Source organism: Pseudomonas sp. SORGH_AS_0199, from assembly GCF_031453735.1.
Lineage (GTDB): Bacteria > Pseudomonadota > Gammaproteobacteria > Pseudomonadales > Pseudomonadaceae > Chryseomonas > Chryseomonas aestiva.
Window position 1 is genome coordinate 799,719 of sequence record NZ_JAVJAE010000001.1, and the last position, 17,090, is coordinate 816,808.

16 protein-coding genes are annotated in these 17,090 nt (G+C 66.6%); 6 read left to right on the forward strand and 10 right to left on the reverse strand.

The features are described from left to right. Positions 1-13: 13 nt before the first annotated feature. Positions 14-1,570 (forward strand): galactarate dehydratase, encoded by a 1,557-nt coding sequence (garD, locus tag QE444_RS03795; protein ID WP_309737382.1) that lies wholly within the window; start codon positions 14-16, stop codon positions 1,568-1,570. A 69-nt stretch (positions 1,571-1,639) separates the two neighbouring features. On the opposite strand, the gene QE444_RS03800 is transcribed toward garD, so the two are convergent. The 3 genes from QE444_RS03800 to rph form a co-directional block, all read right to left on the reverse strand. Beyond that, entirely contained in the window at positions 1,640-2,932 is a 1,293-nt protein-coding gene (locus QE444_RS03800) for a hypothetical protein (RefSeq protein ID WP_273862578.1), read from the reverse strand. Between the two features lie 284 nt (positions 2,933-3,216). After that, positions 3,217-3,579: a DUF4870 domain-containing protein gene (locus tag QE444_RS03805; protein WP_187980873.1), complete on the reverse strand. Its 363-nt coding sequence runs from the start codon at positions 3,577-3,579 to the stop codon at positions 3,217-3,219. Positions 3,580-3,589: 10 nt separating this feature from the next. Beyond that, positions 3,590-4,312 (reverse strand): ribonuclease PH, encoded by a 723-nt coding sequence (rph, locus tag QE444_RS03810; RefSeq protein ID WP_133860404.1) that lies wholly within the window; start codon positions 4,310-4,312, stop codon positions 3,590-3,592. 172 nt (positions 4,313-4,484) lie between these two features. Between rph and QE444_RS03815 the strand changes: the two genes are divergently transcribed. The 5 genes from QE444_RS03815 (at position 4,485) to QE444_RS03835 (ending at position 9,002) form a co-directional block, all read left to right on the forward strand. Beyond that, positions 4,485-5,345 (forward strand): YicC/YloC family endoribonuclease, encoded by an 861-nt coding sequence (locus QE444_RS03815; RefSeq protein WP_133860405.1) that lies wholly within the window; start codon positions 4,485-4,487, stop codon positions 5,343-5,345. Between the two features lie 10 nt (positions 5,346-5,355). Beyond that, positions 5,356-5,976, forward strand: coding sequence for a guanylate kinase (gene gmk, locus QE444_RS03820; RefSeq protein ID WP_133860406.1), 621 nt, complete (start codon positions 5,356-5,358; stop codon positions 5,974-5,976). A 598-nt stretch (positions 5,977-6,574) separates the two neighbouring features. Beyond that, a complete protein-coding gene (locus tag QE444_RS03825; protein ID WP_273862575.1) occupies positions 6,575-7,069 on the forward strand; it encodes a hypothetical protein in 495 nt (164 codons plus the stop codon). Between the two features lie 12 nt (positions 7,070-7,081). Further along, complete coding sequence (locus QE444_RS03830) at positions 7,082-7,687, forward strand: hypothetical protein (RefSeq protein ID WP_309737383.1); 606 nt, start codon at positions 7,082-7,084, stop codon at positions 7,685-7,687. A 262-nt stretch (positions 7,688-7,949) separates the two neighbouring features. Then, positions 7,950-9,002 carry a hypothetical protein gene (locus QE444_RS03835; protein WP_309737384.1) on the forward strand — a complete coding sequence of 351 codons (1,053 nt, stop codon included), beginning with the start codon at positions 7,950-7,952 and terminating at the stop codon, positions 9,000-9,002. 42 nt (positions 9,003-9,044) lie between these two features. Here QE444_RS03835 and QE444_RS03840 read toward each other — a convergent pair whose 3' ends face one another. The 7 genes from QE444_RS03840 to QE444_RS03870 form a co-directional block, all read right to left on the reverse strand. Further along, positions 9,045-10,538, reverse strand: coding sequence for an aldehyde dehydrogenase (locus QE444_RS03840; protein ID WP_309737385.1), 1,494 nt, complete (start codon positions 10,536-10,538; stop codon positions 9,045-9,047). 103 nt (positions 10,539-10,641) lie between these two features. After that, positions 10,642-11,253, reverse strand: a complete 612-nt coding sequence (locus QE444_RS03845) for a hypothetical protein (protein ID WP_133860411.1) — start codon at positions 11,251-11,253, stop codon at positions 10,642-10,644. An 80-nt stretch (positions 11,254-11,333) separates the two neighbouring features. Beyond that, a complete protein-coding gene (gene pelG, locus QE444_RS03850) occupies positions 11,334-12,704 on the reverse strand; it encodes an exopolysaccharide Pel transporter PelG (RefSeq protein ID WP_273862571.1) in 1,371 nt (456 codons plus the stop codon). A gap of 1 nt (position 12,705) precedes the next feature. Continuing rightward, positions 12,706-14,229 carry a GT4 family glycosyltransferase PelF gene (gene pelF, locus QE444_RS03855; protein WP_133860413.1) on the reverse strand — a complete coding sequence of 508 codons (1,524 nt, stop codon included), beginning with the start codon at positions 14,227-14,229 and terminating at the stop codon, positions 12,706-12,708. Continuing rightward, positions 14,226-15,215, reverse strand: coding sequence for a HEAT repeat domain-containing protein (locus tag QE444_RS03860; protein WP_133860414.1), 990 nt, complete (start codon positions 15,213-15,215; stop codon positions 14,226-14,228). Before QE444_RS03860 ends, pelF begins: the two co-directional genes overlap by 4 nt. Next, on the reverse strand, positions 15,193-16,566 hold the full coding sequence (locus tag QE444_RS03865) for a PelD GGDEF domain-containing protein (RefSeq protein WP_309737386.1): 1,374 nt from the start codon (positions 16,564-16,566) through the stop codon (positions 15,193-15,195). Before QE444_RS03865 ends, QE444_RS03860 begins: the two co-directional genes overlap by 23 nt. After that, a complete protein-coding gene (locus QE444_RS03870) occupies positions 16,566-17,081 on the reverse strand; it encodes a penicillin-binding protein activator LpoB (protein ID WP_133860416.1) in 516 nt (171 codons plus the stop codon). Before QE444_RS03870 ends, QE444_RS03865 begins: the two co-directional genes overlap by 1 nt. Between the last annotated feature and the right edge of the window lie 9 nt (positions 17,082-17,090).

Here is a 17,090-nt window from a genome sequence, read left to right on the forward strand (position 1 = left end):
AGAGGATAAGAATATGAACCTGATCGATCACCGTGATTCGCCGCGCTACATCAAGCTCCACCCCCAGGACAACGTCGGGGTGGTGGTCAACGAACCCGGCGTGGCCGCCGGCACCGCCTTCGCCGATGGCCTGACCACCGTCGAGGCCATTCCCCAGAGCCACAAGGTCTCCCTGGTGGATCTTGCGGAGGGCGCCGAGGTGGTGCGCTACGGCGAGGTCATCGGCTACGCCCTGCAGGACGTTCCCGCCGGCAGCTGGATCACCGAGGCCCTGCTGCGCATGCCGGAGCCACCGGCGCTGGACAACCTGCCCAAGGCCACCGCGCCCGGCCAGGTCGGCGAACCCCTGGAAGGCTACACCTTCGAGGGTTTCCGCAATCCGGACGGCAGCGTCGGCACCCGCAACATCCTGGCGGTGACCACCACCGTGCAGTGTGTGGTGGGGGTACTGGACCACTGCGTGGAGCGGGTACGCAAGGAGCTCCTGCCGCGCTACCCCAACGTCGACGACGTGGTGCCGCTGTCCCACAGCTACGGCTGCGGGGTGGCCATCAACGCCCCGGAGGCGGTGATCCCCATCCGCACTCTGCACAACATCAGCCGCAACCCCAACTTCGGCGGCCAGGCGCTGGTCATCGGCCTGGGCTGCGAGAAGCTGCAAGCCAGCCAGCTGATGCCGGGCGATGAGCTCACCGCCGGGCAGAACGAAGAGGAGTGGCTGTTCCGCCTGCAGGATTCGGCCAATGGCTTCGCCGGCATGGTCGAGCAGATCCTGGGGCTGATCGAGGCACGTCTGGAGGTGCTCAATGGGCGCTGCCGCGAGACGGTGCCGGCTTCCGAGCTGGTGGTGGGCATGCAGTGCGGCGGCAGCGACGCCTTCTCCGGCATCACCGCCAACCCGGCCCTGGGCGTGGCCGCCGATCTGCTAGTGCGCGCCGGCGCCACCGTGATGTTTTCCGAGAACACCGAGGTGCGCGACGGCATCCACCTGCTGACCCCGCGCGCCGCCACCCCCGAGGTGGCCGATGCCCTGATCCGCGAGATGGACTGGTACGACCGCTACCTGGAACGGGGCATGGCCGATCGCAGTGCCAATACCACCCCTGGTAACAAGAGGGGCGGGCTGAACAATATCGTCGAAAAGGCCATGGGGTCGATCGCCAAGTCGGGTACCAGCCCCATCGCCGGGGTCATCGCACCCGGCGAGAAGATCCGCGGCAAGGGCCTGTACTTCGCTGCCACCCCGGCCAGTGACTTCATCTGCGGCACCCTGCAACTGGCCGCGGGCATGAACCTGCACATCTTCACCACCGGTCGCGGCACCCCCTACGGGCTGTCCATGGTGCCGGTGATCAAGGTCTCGACCCGCACCCAGCTGGCCGAGCGCTGGCCGGACCTGATCGATATCGATGCCGGTCGCGTGGTGAGTGGGCGGCTGTCGCTGGAGGAGATGGGCTGGGAGATCTTCCAGTGCTATCTGGACGTGGCCAGCGGCCGCCGCCAGACCTGGGCCGAGCGCCATCGTCTGCACAACGACCTGGCGCTGTTCAATCCGGCTCCGGTGACCTGATCTATGCGGCAATGAAAAAGGGCCGATCCCTCGCGGGGTCGGCCCTTTTTCATTGCCGCGCGGCGCGGCTCAATCGGTCAGGGCGCTGCCGCTGATCGGTCGCAGGCTTGGCTGGTTTTCGTCTTCCGGATCACGCATCAGCACGTAGCCGAGGATGATGCCGACGAAGAGATTGCCGACGCCGATATCGAAGAGGTCGGTGGTCCAGCCGATCAGGCAGAGGCAGAAGGCGATGGCCAGCAGGGTGTGGCTGAGGCGGTCGGGCGCGGTGTGCAGGCGGATGAACACCGGCAGCTGCATGGCATAGCCGAGGATGCCGACCACGCCGAACACGCACCAGAGATAGACCACGCTGCTGTCGCTGGTGACGAAGAGGTCGATCCCCGGCACGGGGAAGGCGGCCATGGAGCTGCCGAACAGGCCGAAGCCGGCACCTTCCACGGTCCAGCCATGGCGGCTCATTTCCGCGACGACATTCGGCCAGGTGTTGACCAGGCGATCGTAGAAGGAGGCCAGGCCGCTGTCGCTCATCACCACCAGGGGATCGAAGTCGCGGATCAGGCTCAGCACCGGCAGCAGCATGCCACCCACCACCGCCAGCAGGATCAGCGCATAGGTCGGCCACTGGAAGCGGCGGGTCATCATCAGCGCCAGGGTAAAGGCGAAGGCCGCTGCCGGCGCCTTGCTGGTGGTGAGCAGGATGCCGAAGAAGCCGACCAGGGCGACCACCAGCCAGAGCGTCCTGGAGCGGGCGAATTGCGCGAGGAACAGGCAGTAGACCGCGATCAGCGCCGCCAGCACGTTGGAGACCCGGGCGAAGCCGGCGATCCGGTCCTCTTCACCGGCGACCCACTGGGTATTGCCGGCGATGTCGTTGCCGCCGAGGTTGTAGCTGTAGCCTTTCCAGGGCACCGAGGTGTACTTGTCCAGGGCGATGCCGACCAGGCTGGCGAGCAGCAGCAGGAACATGGCGCGGCCCAGCAGGCGGCGCTGCTTGAGCAATTCGCGGCCGCAGACCAGACCGAACAGCAGCGGGCTGTAGACGAACAGCGAGAACAGCACGTTGTTGAAGGTCCCGCCATGCAGCAGGGCGAGGGCGGCATAGGCCAGCCCGGCGAACAGGCCGACCCAGATCACCCGGGGCAGCTTGACCGTCGCCACCTGCAGGGCGAACAGCGCCAGACAGGCGATCTTGGGCAGATAGACCAGCGCCGAGGCGCCGACCATGTCCAGGGCATAGCGCAGAAAGCCGGAAAAGGTCTCGACCACCAGCAGACCGATGGCCGTCCACACCATGAGGGTGGAATAGCGCCATTCGAGCACACGCTGGAAGGGGGAGGGGGTGGCGGTTGCAACCGACATGATGATCATCCCTGTCTTGATGCCGATGGCGCCGGAGGCCACCAGTCCTGACGTAAGAAGCGAGGACCGTCGAGGCACGCCACCTTGGCGTTATCGACGGACTGCTGACGCAAAAGCGCATAGGCGGGCACGCTACCGCCAGCGACTACCGAAGCCGGTCGCGGCGAGGGCGTGAGAAGTAAGCCGAAGGGATGATAGCGGAGGGCTTCCGGCGCCTGTCAAACGACGCCGGGCCGACTGGAAATCCTCAACGCGGATATCAGAAGCAGGCCACAAAAAGCCCGCTAATTGACCATCCGCCAGGTCAGGGGGTAGCGGTAGTCGCGGCCCTGATTGGCCTTGATGCCGGCGATCACCGTCAGCACGAAGGCCACGCAGGCCACCAGCAGCATCAGCGGAAAACCGATCAGCACCCACACCAGCAGCCAGCAGATCATGTGCAGCAGGGTGACGGTGAGCTGGAAGTTCAGCGCCTCCTTGCCCTGCCGGTCGATGAAGGGGTCGTCCTCGCGCTTGAACTGCCAGACCACCAGCGGACCTATCACGTTACCGACGAAGGGCACCACGAAGCCCAGGAAGGCGGCGTAGTGGCAGAGCATGGCCCAGCGCCGGGCTTCGGCGCTGGGGGCGGGGACGAGATCGTGCATGAGGGCTTCCTTACTCGCTGCGCAGGGCGGCTTGCTGGAGCTCGAACAGGTCGCGCAGGCCACCCTGGGCCAGTTCGAGCATGGCGTTGAGTTCGGCCGGCTGGAAGGGCGCGCCTTCGGCGGTGCCCTGAACCTCGATGAAGCCACCGGCATCGGTCATGATCACGTTGAGATCGGTCTCGGCGGCGGAGTCTTCCAGGTAATCCAGGTCGAGCACCGGGGTGCCCTGATAGATGCCCACGGAGATGGCGGCCACCATCTGCTTGAGCGGATTGCCCTTGAGGCTGCCACGGCGCTTGAGTGCGCCCAGGGCGTCGACCAGGGCCACGCAGGCACCGGTCACCGAGGCGGTGCGGGTACCGCCGTCGGCCTGGATGACGTCGCAGTCGATGTAGATGGTGTTCTCGCCCAGCTTGGACAGGTCGACGGCGGCGCGCAGCGACCGACCGATCAGCCGCTGGATCTCCAGGGTCCGACCGCCCTGCTTGCCCTTGGCGGCTTCACGCTGATTCCGCTCGCCGGTCGCGCGCGGCAGCATGCCGTATTCGGCGGTGAGCCAGCCCTGGCCCTTGCCCTTGAGAAAGCGCGGCACCCCGGCCTCGACGCTGGCGGTGCAGATCACCTTGGTATCGCCGAACTCCACCAGAACCGAACCCTCGGCGTGCTTGGTGTACTGACGGGTGATGCGGATGGGGCGCAGCTGATCGGCGGCGCGGCCACTGGGACGCTTCATTGCGGGCTTCCTGTAAGGCGTAGATATCAGACCCATAGTATAGAGAGCGTCCGGCTCATGCGACACGGATGCATTGGGTCGCTCCGATCAGGTGCGCTAGAATCGTGCGTTTTACATGCGTGGTCGCTCGGGATCGCCCCAGATCCGCGCATCGTCAGACGAGGATCCTGCCATGGTGCACAGCATGACGGCGTTCGCCCGGGTCGAGCGGCCAGGACCCCAGGGCACCCTGAGCTGGGAGTTGCGCTCGGTCAATCACCGCTACCTGGAGCCCCACCTGCGGCTGCCGGAGACCTTTCGCGATCTGGAGTCCGGCGTGCGCGAGGCGCTGCGCCGACGCCTGTCGCGGGGCAAGCTGGAGTGCGTGCTGCGCGAGGAACGCGACGAGAGCGTGGCCCTGCGCATCGATGCCCGCCGGGCCGCGCAGCTGGTGGCCGCTGCCGAAGACATCGCCGCGCTGATCGCGCGTCCGGCCAAGCTCGACCCCCTGGCCGTGCTGGCCTGGCCCGGAGTGCTGGCGGGCGCCGAGGTGGATGGCGCCGAACTCAAGGCCCAGACCCTGGCGCTGTTCGAGGCGGCGCTGGATGAATTGCTCGACGGCCGGCAGCGCGAGGGGCGCGAACTGGCGCGACTGATCGAGGAGCGCCTGGCCCAGGTGCTGGCGGAGGTGGCGACGCTGCGCGCGCTGCTGCCCGAGCTGCTGGCCCTGCAGCGGCGCCGTATCCTCGAGCGCTGCGCCGAGGCAGGCGTCGAGTTCGAACCGTCACGGCTGGAGCAGGAACTGGTGCTGCTGGCGCAGAAGAGCGACGTGGCCGAGGAGCTGGATCGGCTGGAGACCCATGTGGCCGAGGTGCGGCGGGTCCTGGCGGGCAGCGGCGCGGCCGGACGGCGGCTGGATTTCCTCATGCAGGAGCTCAATCGCGAGGCCAATACCCTGGGTTCCAAGGCCATCGACGCCCGTGCCTCTCAGGCGGCCATCAATCTCAAGGTGCTCATCGAACAGATGCGTGAGCAAGTGCAGAACATCGAATAGGCGGACCTTCATGACAGCCCTTCCCGGCACCCTCTACATCGTTTCCGCGCCCTCCGGCGCCGGCAAGACCAGCCTGGTCAAGGCCTTGCTGGACGCCCTGCCCGACATCCGCTTGTCGGTCTCCCACACCACCCGCGCCATGCGCCCGGGTGAAACCGACGGGGTGAACTACCACTTCGTCGATTGCGCGACCTTTACCAACCTGCTCGAGCACGGCGACTTCCTCGAACACGCCGAGGTGTTCGGCAACTATTACGGCACCTCCCAGGCTGCCCTGGAACGTGACCTCGCCGAAGGTCACGACCTGATCCTGGAAATCGACTGGCAGGGCGCCCAGCAGGTCCGCCGCAAGCTGCCCCACGCCCAGTCGATCTTCATCCTGCCGCCGAGCCAGGCCGCGCTGCGCCAGCGCCTGGACAATCGCGGCCAGGACAGCGCCGAAATCATCGAGCGCCGCATGCGCGAGGCGGTGAGCGAGATGAGCCACTATGTCGAGTACGACTACCTGATCATCAACGACGATTTCGCCAGCGCCCTGGAGGACCTCAAGTCGATCTTCCGCACCCGCCAGCTGCGCCTGGATCGCCAGCAGCGCCGCCACGATGACCTGCTGGTGGATCTGCTGGGCTGATACCCGCCTCGCGGCCCGCGCGCTCAGGGCGTGGGCCTGGCTGCTCCGGGTGGCCTCCGGACCGGGCATTCGACTGGTCCTCTAGCAATGAAATATCTGGTTACATTTTTCCTGGGCGTCGCCTCGGGCCGGCGACGGCTGTCGATGTTTTGGCAGTCGCGTTATTTATCTGGTTTTACACAAACAAGATTGACCACTCTTTGACGATCACTGGCTCTAATTAAAGGTAAGGTCGCTTTTTATATGCCTATATAAAAAGATTAAAACAACAGCCTGCTACTTTTGGCTGATCTCTTTCGCTGGATCGCCAATCGTTGCTATTTGTTTAAAGAAACTTTGGCTAGGCTTTTTCTGGACGGCTAGCGAATTTGCCCGCGGGCTAAAGGCGGGCATTTAGCTATCAAGGTCGTTGCTGTTAGCGGTTGTATGATTACCTGAGCACTGTCAGGGGAACAATTATCGGAGCTGACTTCGGTAAACGGCTTCCTGCTGTCCGCGCAAGCTGCCGGGGCCGCGTGGTTGAGCGTTTCGCGGGGGCTTTCGGTATTTCAATAGGACTTTCAGTTGTGACATGACTGTCGTAATAGGAGCGTTCGACATGAACTTTAAACCTGTGGCCACGCTAATGTTAGCAACGCTGTTGGGTACTACCGCCCAGGCAGCAGAGTCTTTGAGTACGGGTCCTTACTTGCGGCTCAAGGTGCTGGGCAATACCGGATTCGTCCTCAATAGATTGAAGGCGGAAGACACCAAGATCGTCACGGGTGGTGAATACGACTATCTGGTGGTCGGGCCCAATGTGCAGGTCGACGGCAACGTCAAGAAGGAGATCAACAACGCCCTCGATCAAGGCAAGCGCGTGATCTTCGACAATCAGCCCGGTCAGCACCTCGCCAGTGAGAACGCGGCCCTGGCGCTGGGCATGACCGTCGAGGCGGATGCCCTGATGGTGAAGAAGCCGGAGAAGGACACTGGCCTGCTGATAACCCCCGTCGATCGGCCCGCGCGCGCCGATGCCCTGTCCGCGAGCAAGGCCCAGAGCAACAAGCAGGACCAGGCGAGCAACACCATCGAAAACGTCTTCGGACTTTGAGGGACCAAAGCCATGAACACCTTCGTGAAATCCACCCTGGTCGGGGCGCTCGGCTTCATTCTTTCGACCGGTCTGGTGCAGGCGGGCGAGTGTTTCACCGATCACACCGAGCCCGTCATCCTGGGTGACGGTTTGCGGGCCTTTTCCACCCAGCAGGCCGCCAAGACCTGGGAGGACTGGATCTGGCGTGGACCGATCTTCCGCTGCTCGAGCACCGGGACCATCGACTGTACCTATACCTGGGGCGAGACCAAGACCTCCAGCTACGGCTGGTCGGTGGGGGTCAAGCTCAACGGGGAAAAGCTGCCCTTCATCGGCAAGTACCTGAGCATCCTCGGCGTCGATGGCAGCTACAAGCAGGATCGCTCTATGAGTACCGCCTTCACCTGGGGCGTGAGGATAGAACCGGGCTATCGGGCGCAACCCATCCAGGTGGTGGAACGGCGCTGGAAGAGCGGCAAGTTCCGCGGTGCCTGGGTACGGACCGGCAGCTGTTCACGAGGCATCTCCAACCCACCCGGGATGCATTGGTACGACTGGGATTCCAAGCGGGTGGTCAGCAGCTGGAGCGGCAGCGTGGAGGTGAGCAAATACGCCACCTACCACGTCTATCGCTAGATCCGGCCCGCGCCAGTGCCGGGTCATGGCGACCCGGCACTGGCTGTGGAAGGGGCGCACGGCCGAACGCTCAGGCAGGCGGCTGCCTACGCTCGTCGAAACCGCTCTTTGGATGGATGGCAGAGGGGGCCTGGCTGACCACACTCAGCACGGGCCGCTCGTGGGCGGCGCCGCCCTTGCAGTACGGTCGATTCCGGCATCTGGCCGGACTCGCGGCTAGTCGTCCTGCCCCCGGTAGCTGTCACTGGAGCGGAAGACCGTCATGAAGACCCCTACCTTGCTGGCGGCCCTGCTCGCCGGCCTCGCGGCGCCGGCCTTCGCCGTCGAGCAGAGCATCAGCCTGACCCAGGCCGGCAATGACAACCAGGCCACCCTGAATCAGAGCGACGGGCGCGCCAACACCGTCGAGCAACTGCAGCGCGGCGACGGCAATCGCACGACGCTGGAACAGCGCCAGGCCTTCGGTGCCCAGGCGCGGATCGAGCAGACGTCCAGCGGCAACGGCCTGCAGATCGTCCAGCAAGGCAGTAATCAGCAGATCGCCGTGACCCAGCTGGAAAACGGCAACCACTTCGCCGACCTCACCCAGATCGGCGGCGGCGCGGGCAACAGCCTGGAGCTGGAGCAGCGCGGCAATGCGGCTTCCGCCTATCTGCACCAGGCGGGCGATCTCAACGTCTACAGCGTGCGCCAGGCGGGTTTCGGCGGAAACGAGCTGCGGGCGACCGCGACCGGCTATGGTAACCGGCTGACGGTGGAGCAGCGCAGCGGTGGGGTGGCCGAGGTGGTGCAGACCGGCAACGGCAACGCCGTGCAGCTGACGCAGAACGTGTCCTTCGCCGGCGGCAGCGCCACCTTGCGCCAGCAAGGCGCTGACAACAGTGTGCAGGCGGATCAGCTGACCAGTCGTTATCGCAGTGCCCTGGCGCTGACGCAGACGGGCAATGCGAACCAGGCGACGCTGTCGCAGCGTGCCGGCTTCAGCGACATCACCTTTAGCCAGCAGGGTAACGCCAACGAGCTGAGCGCCACCCAGACCGGGTTGGAAGCCCGGATCACCGGCACCAGCGCGGGCGATGCCAACCAGGCGAGCTTCGTCCAGAGCGGCGTGCGGGTGGAGGCGGAGATCCAGCAGCAGGGCAATGGCAACCTGGCGTCCATCACCCAGGACACGGTGCCGGACAGCTTCAGCGGCGCCAGTGCCATGATCAGCCAGACCGGCGACGCCCATTCGGCGGTGATCGACCAGATCGGTTCCACGGCGCGCATCACGCAGAGCGGCTTCGGTAACCAGGCGACGATCCAGCAGCGCTGAAGGGTTGCAGGCTGATCCCGGCCGGGATCAGCCTGATGGGGCTTACAGCTTGATCCAGGTGGCCTTGAGCTCGGTGTACTTGTCGAAGGCGTGCAGGGACTTGTCGCGACCGTTGCCGGACTGCTTGAAGCCGCCGAAGGGCGCGGTCATGTCGCCGCCGTCGTACTGGTTGACCCAGACGCTGCCGGCGCGCAGGGCGCGGGCGGTCTTGTGGGCCTTGGAGATGTCGCGAGTCCAGACCGCGGCGGCCAGGCCGTATTGGGTGTCGTTGGCGATCTGCACGGCTTCTTCGGCGGTGTCGAAGGTGATCACCGAAAGCACCGGGCCGAAGATCTCTTCGCGGGCGATCTTCATGGCGTTGCTCACGCCGTCGAAGATGGTCGGCTCGACATAGACCCCGCCGGTTTCTTCCAGGGTGCGCTTGCCACCGGCCACCAGGGTGGCGCCTTCGGCATGGCCGGCCTCGATGTAGCGCAGCACGGTGTCCAGCTGGGTGGTGTCCACCAGGGCGCCGACGTTGGTCTCGGGGTCCAGCGCATGGCCGGGCTTCCAGCCCTTGAGGGCCTCGACCACCAGCGGCAGGAATTCCTCCTTGATGGAGCGCTCCACCAGCAGGCGCGAACCGGCGGTGCAGACCTCGCCCTGGTTGAAGGCGATGCCGCTGGCGGCCGCCGCGGCGGCGCCCTTGAGGTCGGGGGTATCGGCGAAGACGATGTTGGGGCTCTTGCCGCCGGCTTCCAGCCAGACGCGCTTCATGTTGGATTCCCCGGAGTAGGCCAGCAGTTGCTTGGCGACCCGGGTGGAACCGGTGAAGACGATGGTGTCGACGTCCGCATGCAGGCCCAGGGCCTTGCCGACGCTGTGGCCGTAGCCCGGCAGCACGTTGAACACCCCGGCCGGGATGCCCGCCTGCTGGGCCAGCTGGGCGACGCGGATGGCGGTCAGCGGCGACTTCTCCGAGGGCTTGAGCACCACCGAGTTGCCGGTGGCCAGCGCCGGGCCGAGTTTCCAGCAGGCCATCATCAGCGGGAAATTCCAGGGCACCACGGCGGCGACCACGCCGACCGGCTCGCGGGTGACCAGGCCGAGCTGGTCATGGGGCGTGGGGGCGACCTCGTCGTAGAGCTTGTCGATGGCCTCGGCGCTCCAGCGGATGGCATTGGCCGATGCCGGTACGTCGATCCTGAGGGAGTCGCCGATGGGCTTGCCCATGTCCAGGGTTTCCAGCAGCGCCAGCTCTTCGGCGTTGGCCAGCAGCAGGTCGGCGAAGCGGATCAGCACGCGCTTGCGCTGGGCCGGCGCCAGGTGCGCCCAGGTGCCCTTCTGGAAGGCGGCGCGGGCGGCGGCGACGGCCAGGTCGGCGTCGGCGGCGTCACAGCTGGCGACCTTGGCGAGGAAGCGTCCGTCCACCGGACTCAGGCAATCGAAGGTGGCGCCGGCGGCGGCGTCGACATAGGCGCCGTCGATGAAGGCGCGACCTTCCAGGGTGAGACCTTGGAAGCGCTGCTCCCACTCGGCGCGGCTGGGCAAGCTCATGGGTGACTCCTCGCTAATGGCGGTGAGCAGCCACCCTAAACCGGCCCGGAAGGGTTATCAATATATTTGACAGTTAGCCGCCAAGGGCGCCGAAACGTGCGTTTTATCGAACGCTGCGCTGGCGTTGGCGACTCAAGGTCAGGGCCGGGCGGGCCGTGGCCAGGGCGCCGCGCCGTTGCCGGGGCTGGAAGCACTGCTGGGTGAACGGCGCCTCGACGCTGGCGTCCAGGTCATCGAGCCAGCCTTCCACAGCGTCTTCCAGGGCCGCCACGGTGAGCTGCCCCAGCACCTGGTGGGCGATGAGATTGCCCAGGCTGGGCGCCGTTGATTCGCCAGTGGCGCCCCACCAGGCGGCCAGGCGCTGCTGGAGGCCTTCGAGCAGACGATGGAGACGATAGGCCGCGGCCAGCAGCGCCAGGCTGGCGGAAGGCGCCTGGGCCAGTGCCGCCGGGGCGAAACCGGCCAGGGCGCGCTCGAGCACCCCGGCCAGGGGCGCCTCGAAGGCCACCGCCCGCGCCTGCAGCAGCAGGGCTTCGAGGGCATCGGGCACCTTGTCGACATAGGCGCTGGCGAAGCGCTCCAGGGCCGCGCCGCGGGTGGCATCGGCGCTGGTCGTACGCGCCGCCTGGTCGGCAAAGGTGCGGCTGGCCTCGCCACTGTCCCGAGCGCGCACCTGGGTGGTCTGGATCACGAGGCGCAAGGCGGCGGTATTCATGGCAGGGTCCTGCAGGGCTGAGCTGTGTTGGACGCCTCCCGGGTGGGCGGGTCACACCGTTCGTCCGGTGCCGGCGGCCGTCAGTGCCGGAGCATGAAGGTGTCGTATTCCAGGTCGTCCAGCACCCGGTCCAGGCGGTGCAGACCCAGCAGCACGCAGCAGGCCAGGGAGACGGTGAAGCCGTAGCCGAAGAAACTCGGACCCAGCTCGATGCTGAGCAGGGTCAGCGCCAGGTTGAGGCCGAGAAACAGGGTGCAGAGCATCAGCACGGTGTCGCGCCGGTCCAGGTAGAAGAAGACGTTGAGCAGGGCCATGAACACCACCTGGATGCTCACGCCCACCACGTCGATGTAGAACAGCGGCAGGTAGTAGTGCGACATGCCGAGCCAGGCCAGCAGCTGCGGCGCCAGCAGGAACACCAGCACCAGGGTCAGGCCCTGGACCTTGCAGATCTCCAGCAGGCCCTGGCGGATGGCCAGGATCATCTGTTCCTTGAGCTGGCTGATGTGCTGCAGGGTCTCGCCGCCGCGCACGGCGTTGAACACCCGCTCGTACCATTCGGCGAAGTCGGTCTCGATGCGCACCAGGAACACCGCCATGCCGGGGATGATGGCGAGGTAGGCGAGAAAGATCGGCAGGTCATAGAGGATGGAGGCGCGCAGGGGACCGATGACGGCGTCGGAGGTCAGCGGATTGAACCAGAAGACGAATTTGTCGACCCAGATACCCAGGTTGTAGAACAGTCCGGTGACCAGCAGGCTGAGGAAGATCTGCTTGCGGTCGAGGAAGTCGAAGGCCACCAGGCGATCGGCCGGGTACTCGCGGATGATGTCGTAGAGAAACATGAACAGCAGCGCGGCGTGGCCCAGCAGCAGCGCCATCAGCAGGCCGTTCATGCCGAGAAAGCGCAGCATGAAGGCGGCGGCGATCATGATGGCGTAGCCCAGGGTCATCACCACCAGGATGCGGTTGTAGGCCTTCATCCCCGACAGGAAGATGATCACCAGCCAGAGGTCGCAGAGGGTGACGAAGTTGGCCAGCACCAGCAGCCGGTAGGCGAAGGGCTGGTCGAACAGGGTCGCCAGCAGCAGGAAGCCCAGGCCACCGGCGACCAGGGTCACCAGGAGCAGGATGCCCACCAGATTGGGCAGGATGCTGGTCTGCTTCTCCTCGAACAGCCGGTCCGAGACGAAGCGGGTGAAATACAGCTGCAGACCGCCGGTGAGGATCAGCGAGCTGGCCATGAGGTAGGTCACCGTGACCAGGAATTGCCGGATCAGCACGTTGGGGGTGACGATGCCGGTGGCCAGCACGCCGATCAGCATGACGCTGATGATCGACAGCACCCAGGGCCCCGAACTGATCAGGCCGGCGTAGACATAGGCGCGCAGGGTGGCGGTGTAGGAGTCGCGCGCGAGGATCTTGCGCAGTTCGAAGCCGATACCGGCCATGTCAGAGGCTCCTCCCGATGGCGTCCTGGTAGAGCTCGCGATAGCGTTCCAGCATCAGCGGCTCGGTGTAGTAGCGATTGACCCGGGCCAGCCCGGTGCGCTGCGCGGCCTGCCAGCGCCCCGGATTGCGCAGCAGGGCGAGGATGGCGCGGGCGGTGGCCTGGGGATCGGCGATGGCGACCACGCTGCCACCGGTACCCAGGGCGCGGTCCTCGGGGATGGAGCCCTCGATCAGCTCGCGGCAGGAGCCGACGTCGCTGCTCACCACCGGCACGCCGGCGGCCCAGCCTTCGAGGATCACCAGCGGCTGGGCCTCGCTGATGGAGGTCAGCACCATGAGGCCGAGCTTAGGCAGGATGTCGCCGATCTTCTGGAAACCGAGGAATTTCACCTTGCCCTCCAGGCCCAGGCTGGTGACCAGGCTGTGGCATTCGGCGGCGTATTCCTCGTCTTCGTCTTCCGGACCGACCACCCAGGCCTCGGCCTCGGGCATGGCGCTGATCACTCCGCGCATGGCGCGGATGAAGGTCTTGACGTCCTTGATCGGCACCACCCGGCCGAGCAGCCCGACCACCGGCGGCACGCCCTCGGGGCGACGCTCCAGGGCGTCCTGCCACTGGGTGAGGCTGATGCCGTTGGGGATCACCCGGCAGCGTGCGGGATCTGCGCCGTCCTGGATCTGCCGGCGGCGGTTGCCGTCATAGAGCGAGATGATCGGATCGGCGGCCTTGTAGGTGAGCAGACCGATGCGCTCGAAGAAGCGGATCCACAGCCGGCGGATGTAGCTGACGTCCACGTCCAGCCCGGTGCGCAGGGCCTCGTCCGGGCCTTCGGCGATCCACTTCGCCTGGGCCAGGTCGATCTTGCGCTCCTTGGTGTAGATGCCGTGCTCGCTGAGCAGGAAGTTGCAGCCCCAGCGCCGCTGCAGGATGGCGCCGAGCATGCCGGCATAGCCGGTGGAGATGGAATGGATCATCCGCGGCCGTGGCAGCCGCCGCGCGGCCTCGGCCAGCATCAGCAGCGGCGCCTGCATGGCGCGCAGGGTCCAGAGGTAGTCGACGAAGGACGGGTCGGTGCAATAGCGCTCGTAGCCCTCGGTGATGGCTTCCCAGCTGGCGCGGCTATACATGAAGTCGTCCAGGGTCACGCTGCCCTGGGCGAAGGCGTCCACCAGGGCATCGCCCTGGGCGGCGCTGGGTTCGTCGGGGTGGTGCAGGAAGGCGTGCAGATCGCGCAGCAGCTGCACCGGCGCCTGACGGCGCGGACTGATGGGCGCGCCCTTGGGCACCCAGGAGCCGGCGAGGAAGTGCTCCTCGATGTGCACCACGTTGGGCGGGATGGCGTAGTGGCGCTTCTCGTAGTTCTCGCGCTGACCGCCGATGAAGAACACCGAGAAGGTCAGCTCCGGCAGGCCGAGGATCAGCTGGTTGACCCAGCTCGACACCCCGCCGCGCACATAGGGCCAGGTGCCCTCCAGGAGCAGGCAGACATCGGGCGTCACGGTCGCGGCGGGAGCGTCTTTCATAACCAGTACTTCACCAGGGCGGCGAACGGCGGCCGCTTCTTCAGATCCGCCGGCAGGCTGTCGAGCAGCGCCGGGATGACCGCGTAATCGCGGCGCAGAAAGGCGATTTCGGCGCGGAAGGGCGCCAGCTGGGCCAGGGGCACGCCCGCCGCCTCGGCGGCCTGGAAGAATTCCAGGGCGCGCTCGGGCTCGCCCTGTTCCAGGGCAATGCGCCCGGCGAGGATGCGCAGCTCTTCGTTTTCTTCACCGGCCAGGGCCAGTTCGATATGTTCCCGCGCCTGGCCGAGCACGTGGCGCAGGACGCTGCCCTGGGCCAGGCCCAGATAGGCCAGCTCCCAGTAGCCGCGGGCCAGGGTGCCGTGCAGCGCCGGCTGGCGTTCCGCAGGGGTGCTGGCCAGTTCGCCGAGCTGGGTCTCGATGCGCTGGTTGATCTGGCTTTCCTGCTGGTCGAGCATCGAATAGGCGAGCAGGCGCACGTCGTCGGCCGGATCGCGCAGGGCCAGCTTGAGGATGGGAATGGCGTCGCGCCCGGGCATGCGGCGGGTGGCGAAGAGGGCGGTCAGGCGCTTGTCGGTACTGGGTGCATGGCGCAGCACGTCCTGCAGGCCGCCATCGCTGAACAGCATCTCCTCGCGACGCTCCAGCGGGCGGAACGGCAGATTGGGCACGCTGCGCGCTTCCCAGGCGATCTCGCGGCGCTTGCGCGGCAGATAGAGCGCCGGAAAGACCGCGGCGATTACCCCGGCCGCGCCCACCAGCGGAATGAAGAAGGCCAGGGCAAAGAGAAACAGCGGACTCCAGGGCAGCGGGCGCTGATAGCGCCTGGGCAGCAACAGCCAGACGCCACCCGCCAGTAGGGCACTGCCGGCGGCATGGGCGGTGACGAAGGCCAGGGCCGCCGCCGCCACCGGCAGGTTGGCGAACAGCAGCGCCCAGCTGCTGGCCTCGAAGGCGAAGGCGCCGCTAAACAGCCACTTGCTGTTCATGCAGGCCACACTCGTTGAACAGGAAGACGCGCAACTCCTGGGCGCGGGTCTTGGGCAGCAGCTCATGTTCATGGCTGCGCACGCCCAGGCTTTCCAGGGTGCTGTCCTGGCCATGGCGCTCGGCCAGCAGCTGGCGCAGCCGGCGGCGATAGCCTTCCAGGCCATCGGAAGAGGTCAGCGGCAGGAGCACCAGCAGGCAGGGGTGGCCCGCCTGGTTGGTCAGGCGCAGTTGCAGGTCGAGGCCGCGGCGACTGCCTTCCAGCAGCGCCAGGGCGCGCTCGCCACCATCGGCCTCGGTCATCTCGAAGCAGAACAGACAGGCGGGCAGGGCGTGCTGCTGGGCATCGCGCAGCGAACGCTTGAGATGCTGGGAGAATTGTTGGGCGTCGTCGTCGGCCAGGGCCAGCGCCTGGTGATCGCTGCCGAGCAGGTCGGCGATGTGGCCGGCGAGGATGGTGAGCAGATTGAGGGTGCGTTCGTTGAAGGAAAAGAACGGCATCTGTTCGATGGCCAGCACCGCCAGCAGCCGCTCCTCGGTGTCCAGCAGGGGCACGCAGGCCTGCAATGCCGAATGCTGGGTCTCGCCGCGCTCCAGCAGCGCCTGGCGGATGCTCAGGGTCTCGCCGCGCTCCAGGGTCAGGCGCACCAGCAGGTCATCGGGATCGATGCCGGGCATCTCGCCCTGGCTAGCGAGGGCGCGACGATCCACCCGGCCATTGCCGTCGACCCGGTACAGCCCCGCCACCCGCAGCGAGCCGTACTGGGTCAGCAGGCCGACGATGGGTTCGGCCAGGGCCTGCAGGGCGTCCTGCTCGCGGGGCACCTCGCGCAGCTGGCGGCGCAGGTCCAGCAGGGAGCTGCGCAGGCTGAGGTCGTTGCCGGCGACGCGCTGTTCCAGACGGTCGTGGGAGATGCGCAGGAGGTGGTGGGCGCGGGTGAATTCGTCCAGGCGCAGCTGGCGATAGTCGTTGGCCAGGTCCAGACGTTCCAGGCGGCGATTCCAGAGATCGCGGAATTCACCCACCAGCATGGCGCTGAGCAGCACGCCGACGATAAAGGACGGCGGGATCTCCTCGTAGGCCGGATAGCCCTGGCGGTGCAGATAGAGCAGCGCCACCACCAGCAGGCTGGCGCTCGCCAGGCCGCGCATGAAGCCATAGCGCACGCCCATCAGGATGGGCGCGAAGACCACCCAGGGAAAGGCCAGACCGACCATCAGCGGGTCTTCCGGCACCAGCCAGAATCCCAGTCCCAGGGCGGCCGCCGTGACCAGCAGGGTTTCCAGCCAGGACAGGCGGCCACTGGCGCGGGGCGCCAGGGTGTAGTCCTTGTGGACGGATTGCAGGGCCATCAGCGCAACTGCAGCTCTTGCGCAGTGCCGCGCAGGACCTTCTGCGCGGTGGCTGCCAGGCTCTCGCGGGACCAGCCGGAGCGGGCGCCGCTGTTGCTCCAGACCACCCGGCCGCTGGCCGGCTCGATCACCTGGAGGGTCACACCCACCGCCGGTTCGCCGTCCAGGCCGTTCTTGTACTGCCACTCGTCGACGCTGCCGGTGAGCACGTATTGCAGATTCTGCTGCCGCGCCCAGTCCAGGGCCGCGCGCTGGCGGGCCTTCTCGTCGTCGCTGGGATTGCCGCCCTGGCTGTCGTCGTAGACCTGCGGACGGATGCCGCGCTCGCCGAGCACGCTGACTAGGATCTGCGCGGCGCGGTCGCCGGCCATGGGCGCCTGGGCATAGTTGGCCAGGGGCACCAGGCCCCAGCGCGCATCCTTGGGCAGGGCCTCGCCGCTGGGACGGGTAAAGCTCGAGCAGCCGGCCAGGAGCACGGTGGCGACACTGGCGACGAGCAGACGCGTGATGTTCATGAGGTCTCT

Excerpts from the sequence above, each read along its gene's own strand:
- QE444_RS03840 (WP_309737385.1), bottom strand. The coding sequence starts at position 10,538 with ATGAGCTTGCCCAGCCGCGCCGAGTGGGAGCAGCGCTTCCAAGGTCTC.
- QE444_RS03860 (WP_133860414.1), bottom strand. The coding sequence starts at position 15,215 with ATGAACAGCAAGTGGCTGTTTAGCGGCGCCTTCGCCTTCGAGGCCAGC.
- QE444_RS03800 (WP_273862578.1), bottom strand. The coding sequence starts at position 2,932 with ATGTCGGTTGCAACCGCCACCCCCTCCCCCTTCCAGCGTGTGCTCGAA.
- QE444_RS03805 (WP_187980873.1), bottom strand. The coding sequence starts at position 3,579 with ATGCACGATCTCGTCCCCGCCCCCAGCGCCGAAGCCCGGCGCTGGGCC.
- QE444_RS03845 (WP_133860411.1), bottom strand. The coding sequence starts at position 11,253 with ATGAATACCGCCGCCTTGCGCCTCGTGATCCAGACCACCCAGGTGCGC.
- gmk (WP_133860406.1), top strand. The coding sequence starts at position 5,356 with ATGACAGCCCTTCCCGGCACCCTCTACATCGTTTCCGCGCCCTCCGGC.
- rph (WP_133860404.1), bottom strand. The coding sequence starts at position 4,312 with ATGAAGCGTCCCAGTGGCCGCGCCGCCGATCAGCTGCGCCCCATCCGC.
- QE444_RS03835 (WP_309737384.1), top strand. The coding sequence starts at position 7,950 with ATGAAGACCCCTACCTTGCTGGCGGCCCTGCTCGCCGGCCTCGCGGCG.
- garD (WP_309737382.1), top strand. The coding sequence starts at position 14 with ATGAACCTGATCGATCACCGTGATTCGCCGCGCTACATCAAGCTCCAC.
- QE444_RS03815 (WP_133860405.1), top strand. The coding sequence starts at position 4,485 with ATGGTGCACAGCATGACGGCGTTCGCCCGGGTCGAGCGGCCAGGACCC.
- QE444_RS03830 (WP_309737383.1), top strand. The coding sequence starts at position 7,082 with ATGAACACCTTCGTGAAATCCACCCTGGTCGGGGCGCTCGGCTTCATT.
- pelF (WP_133860413.1), bottom strand. The coding sequence starts at position 14,229 with ATGAAAGACGCTCCCGCCGCGACCGTGACGCCCGATGTCTGCCTGCTC.
- QE444_RS03865 (WP_309737386.1), bottom strand. The coding sequence starts at position 16,566 with ATGGCCCTGCAATCCGTCCACAAGGACTACACCCTGGCGCCCCGCGCC.
- QE444_RS03825 (WP_273862575.1), top strand. The coding sequence starts at position 6,575 with ATGAACTTTAAACCTGTGGCCACGCTAATGTTAGCAACGCTGTTGGGT.
- pelG (WP_273862571.1), bottom strand. The coding sequence starts at position 12,704 with ATGGCCGGTATCGGCTTCGAACTGCGCAAGATCCTCGCGCGCGACTCC.
- QE444_RS03870 (WP_133860416.1), bottom strand. The coding sequence starts at position 17,081 with ATGAACATCACGCGTCTGCTCGTCGCCAGTGTCGCCACCGTGCTCCTG.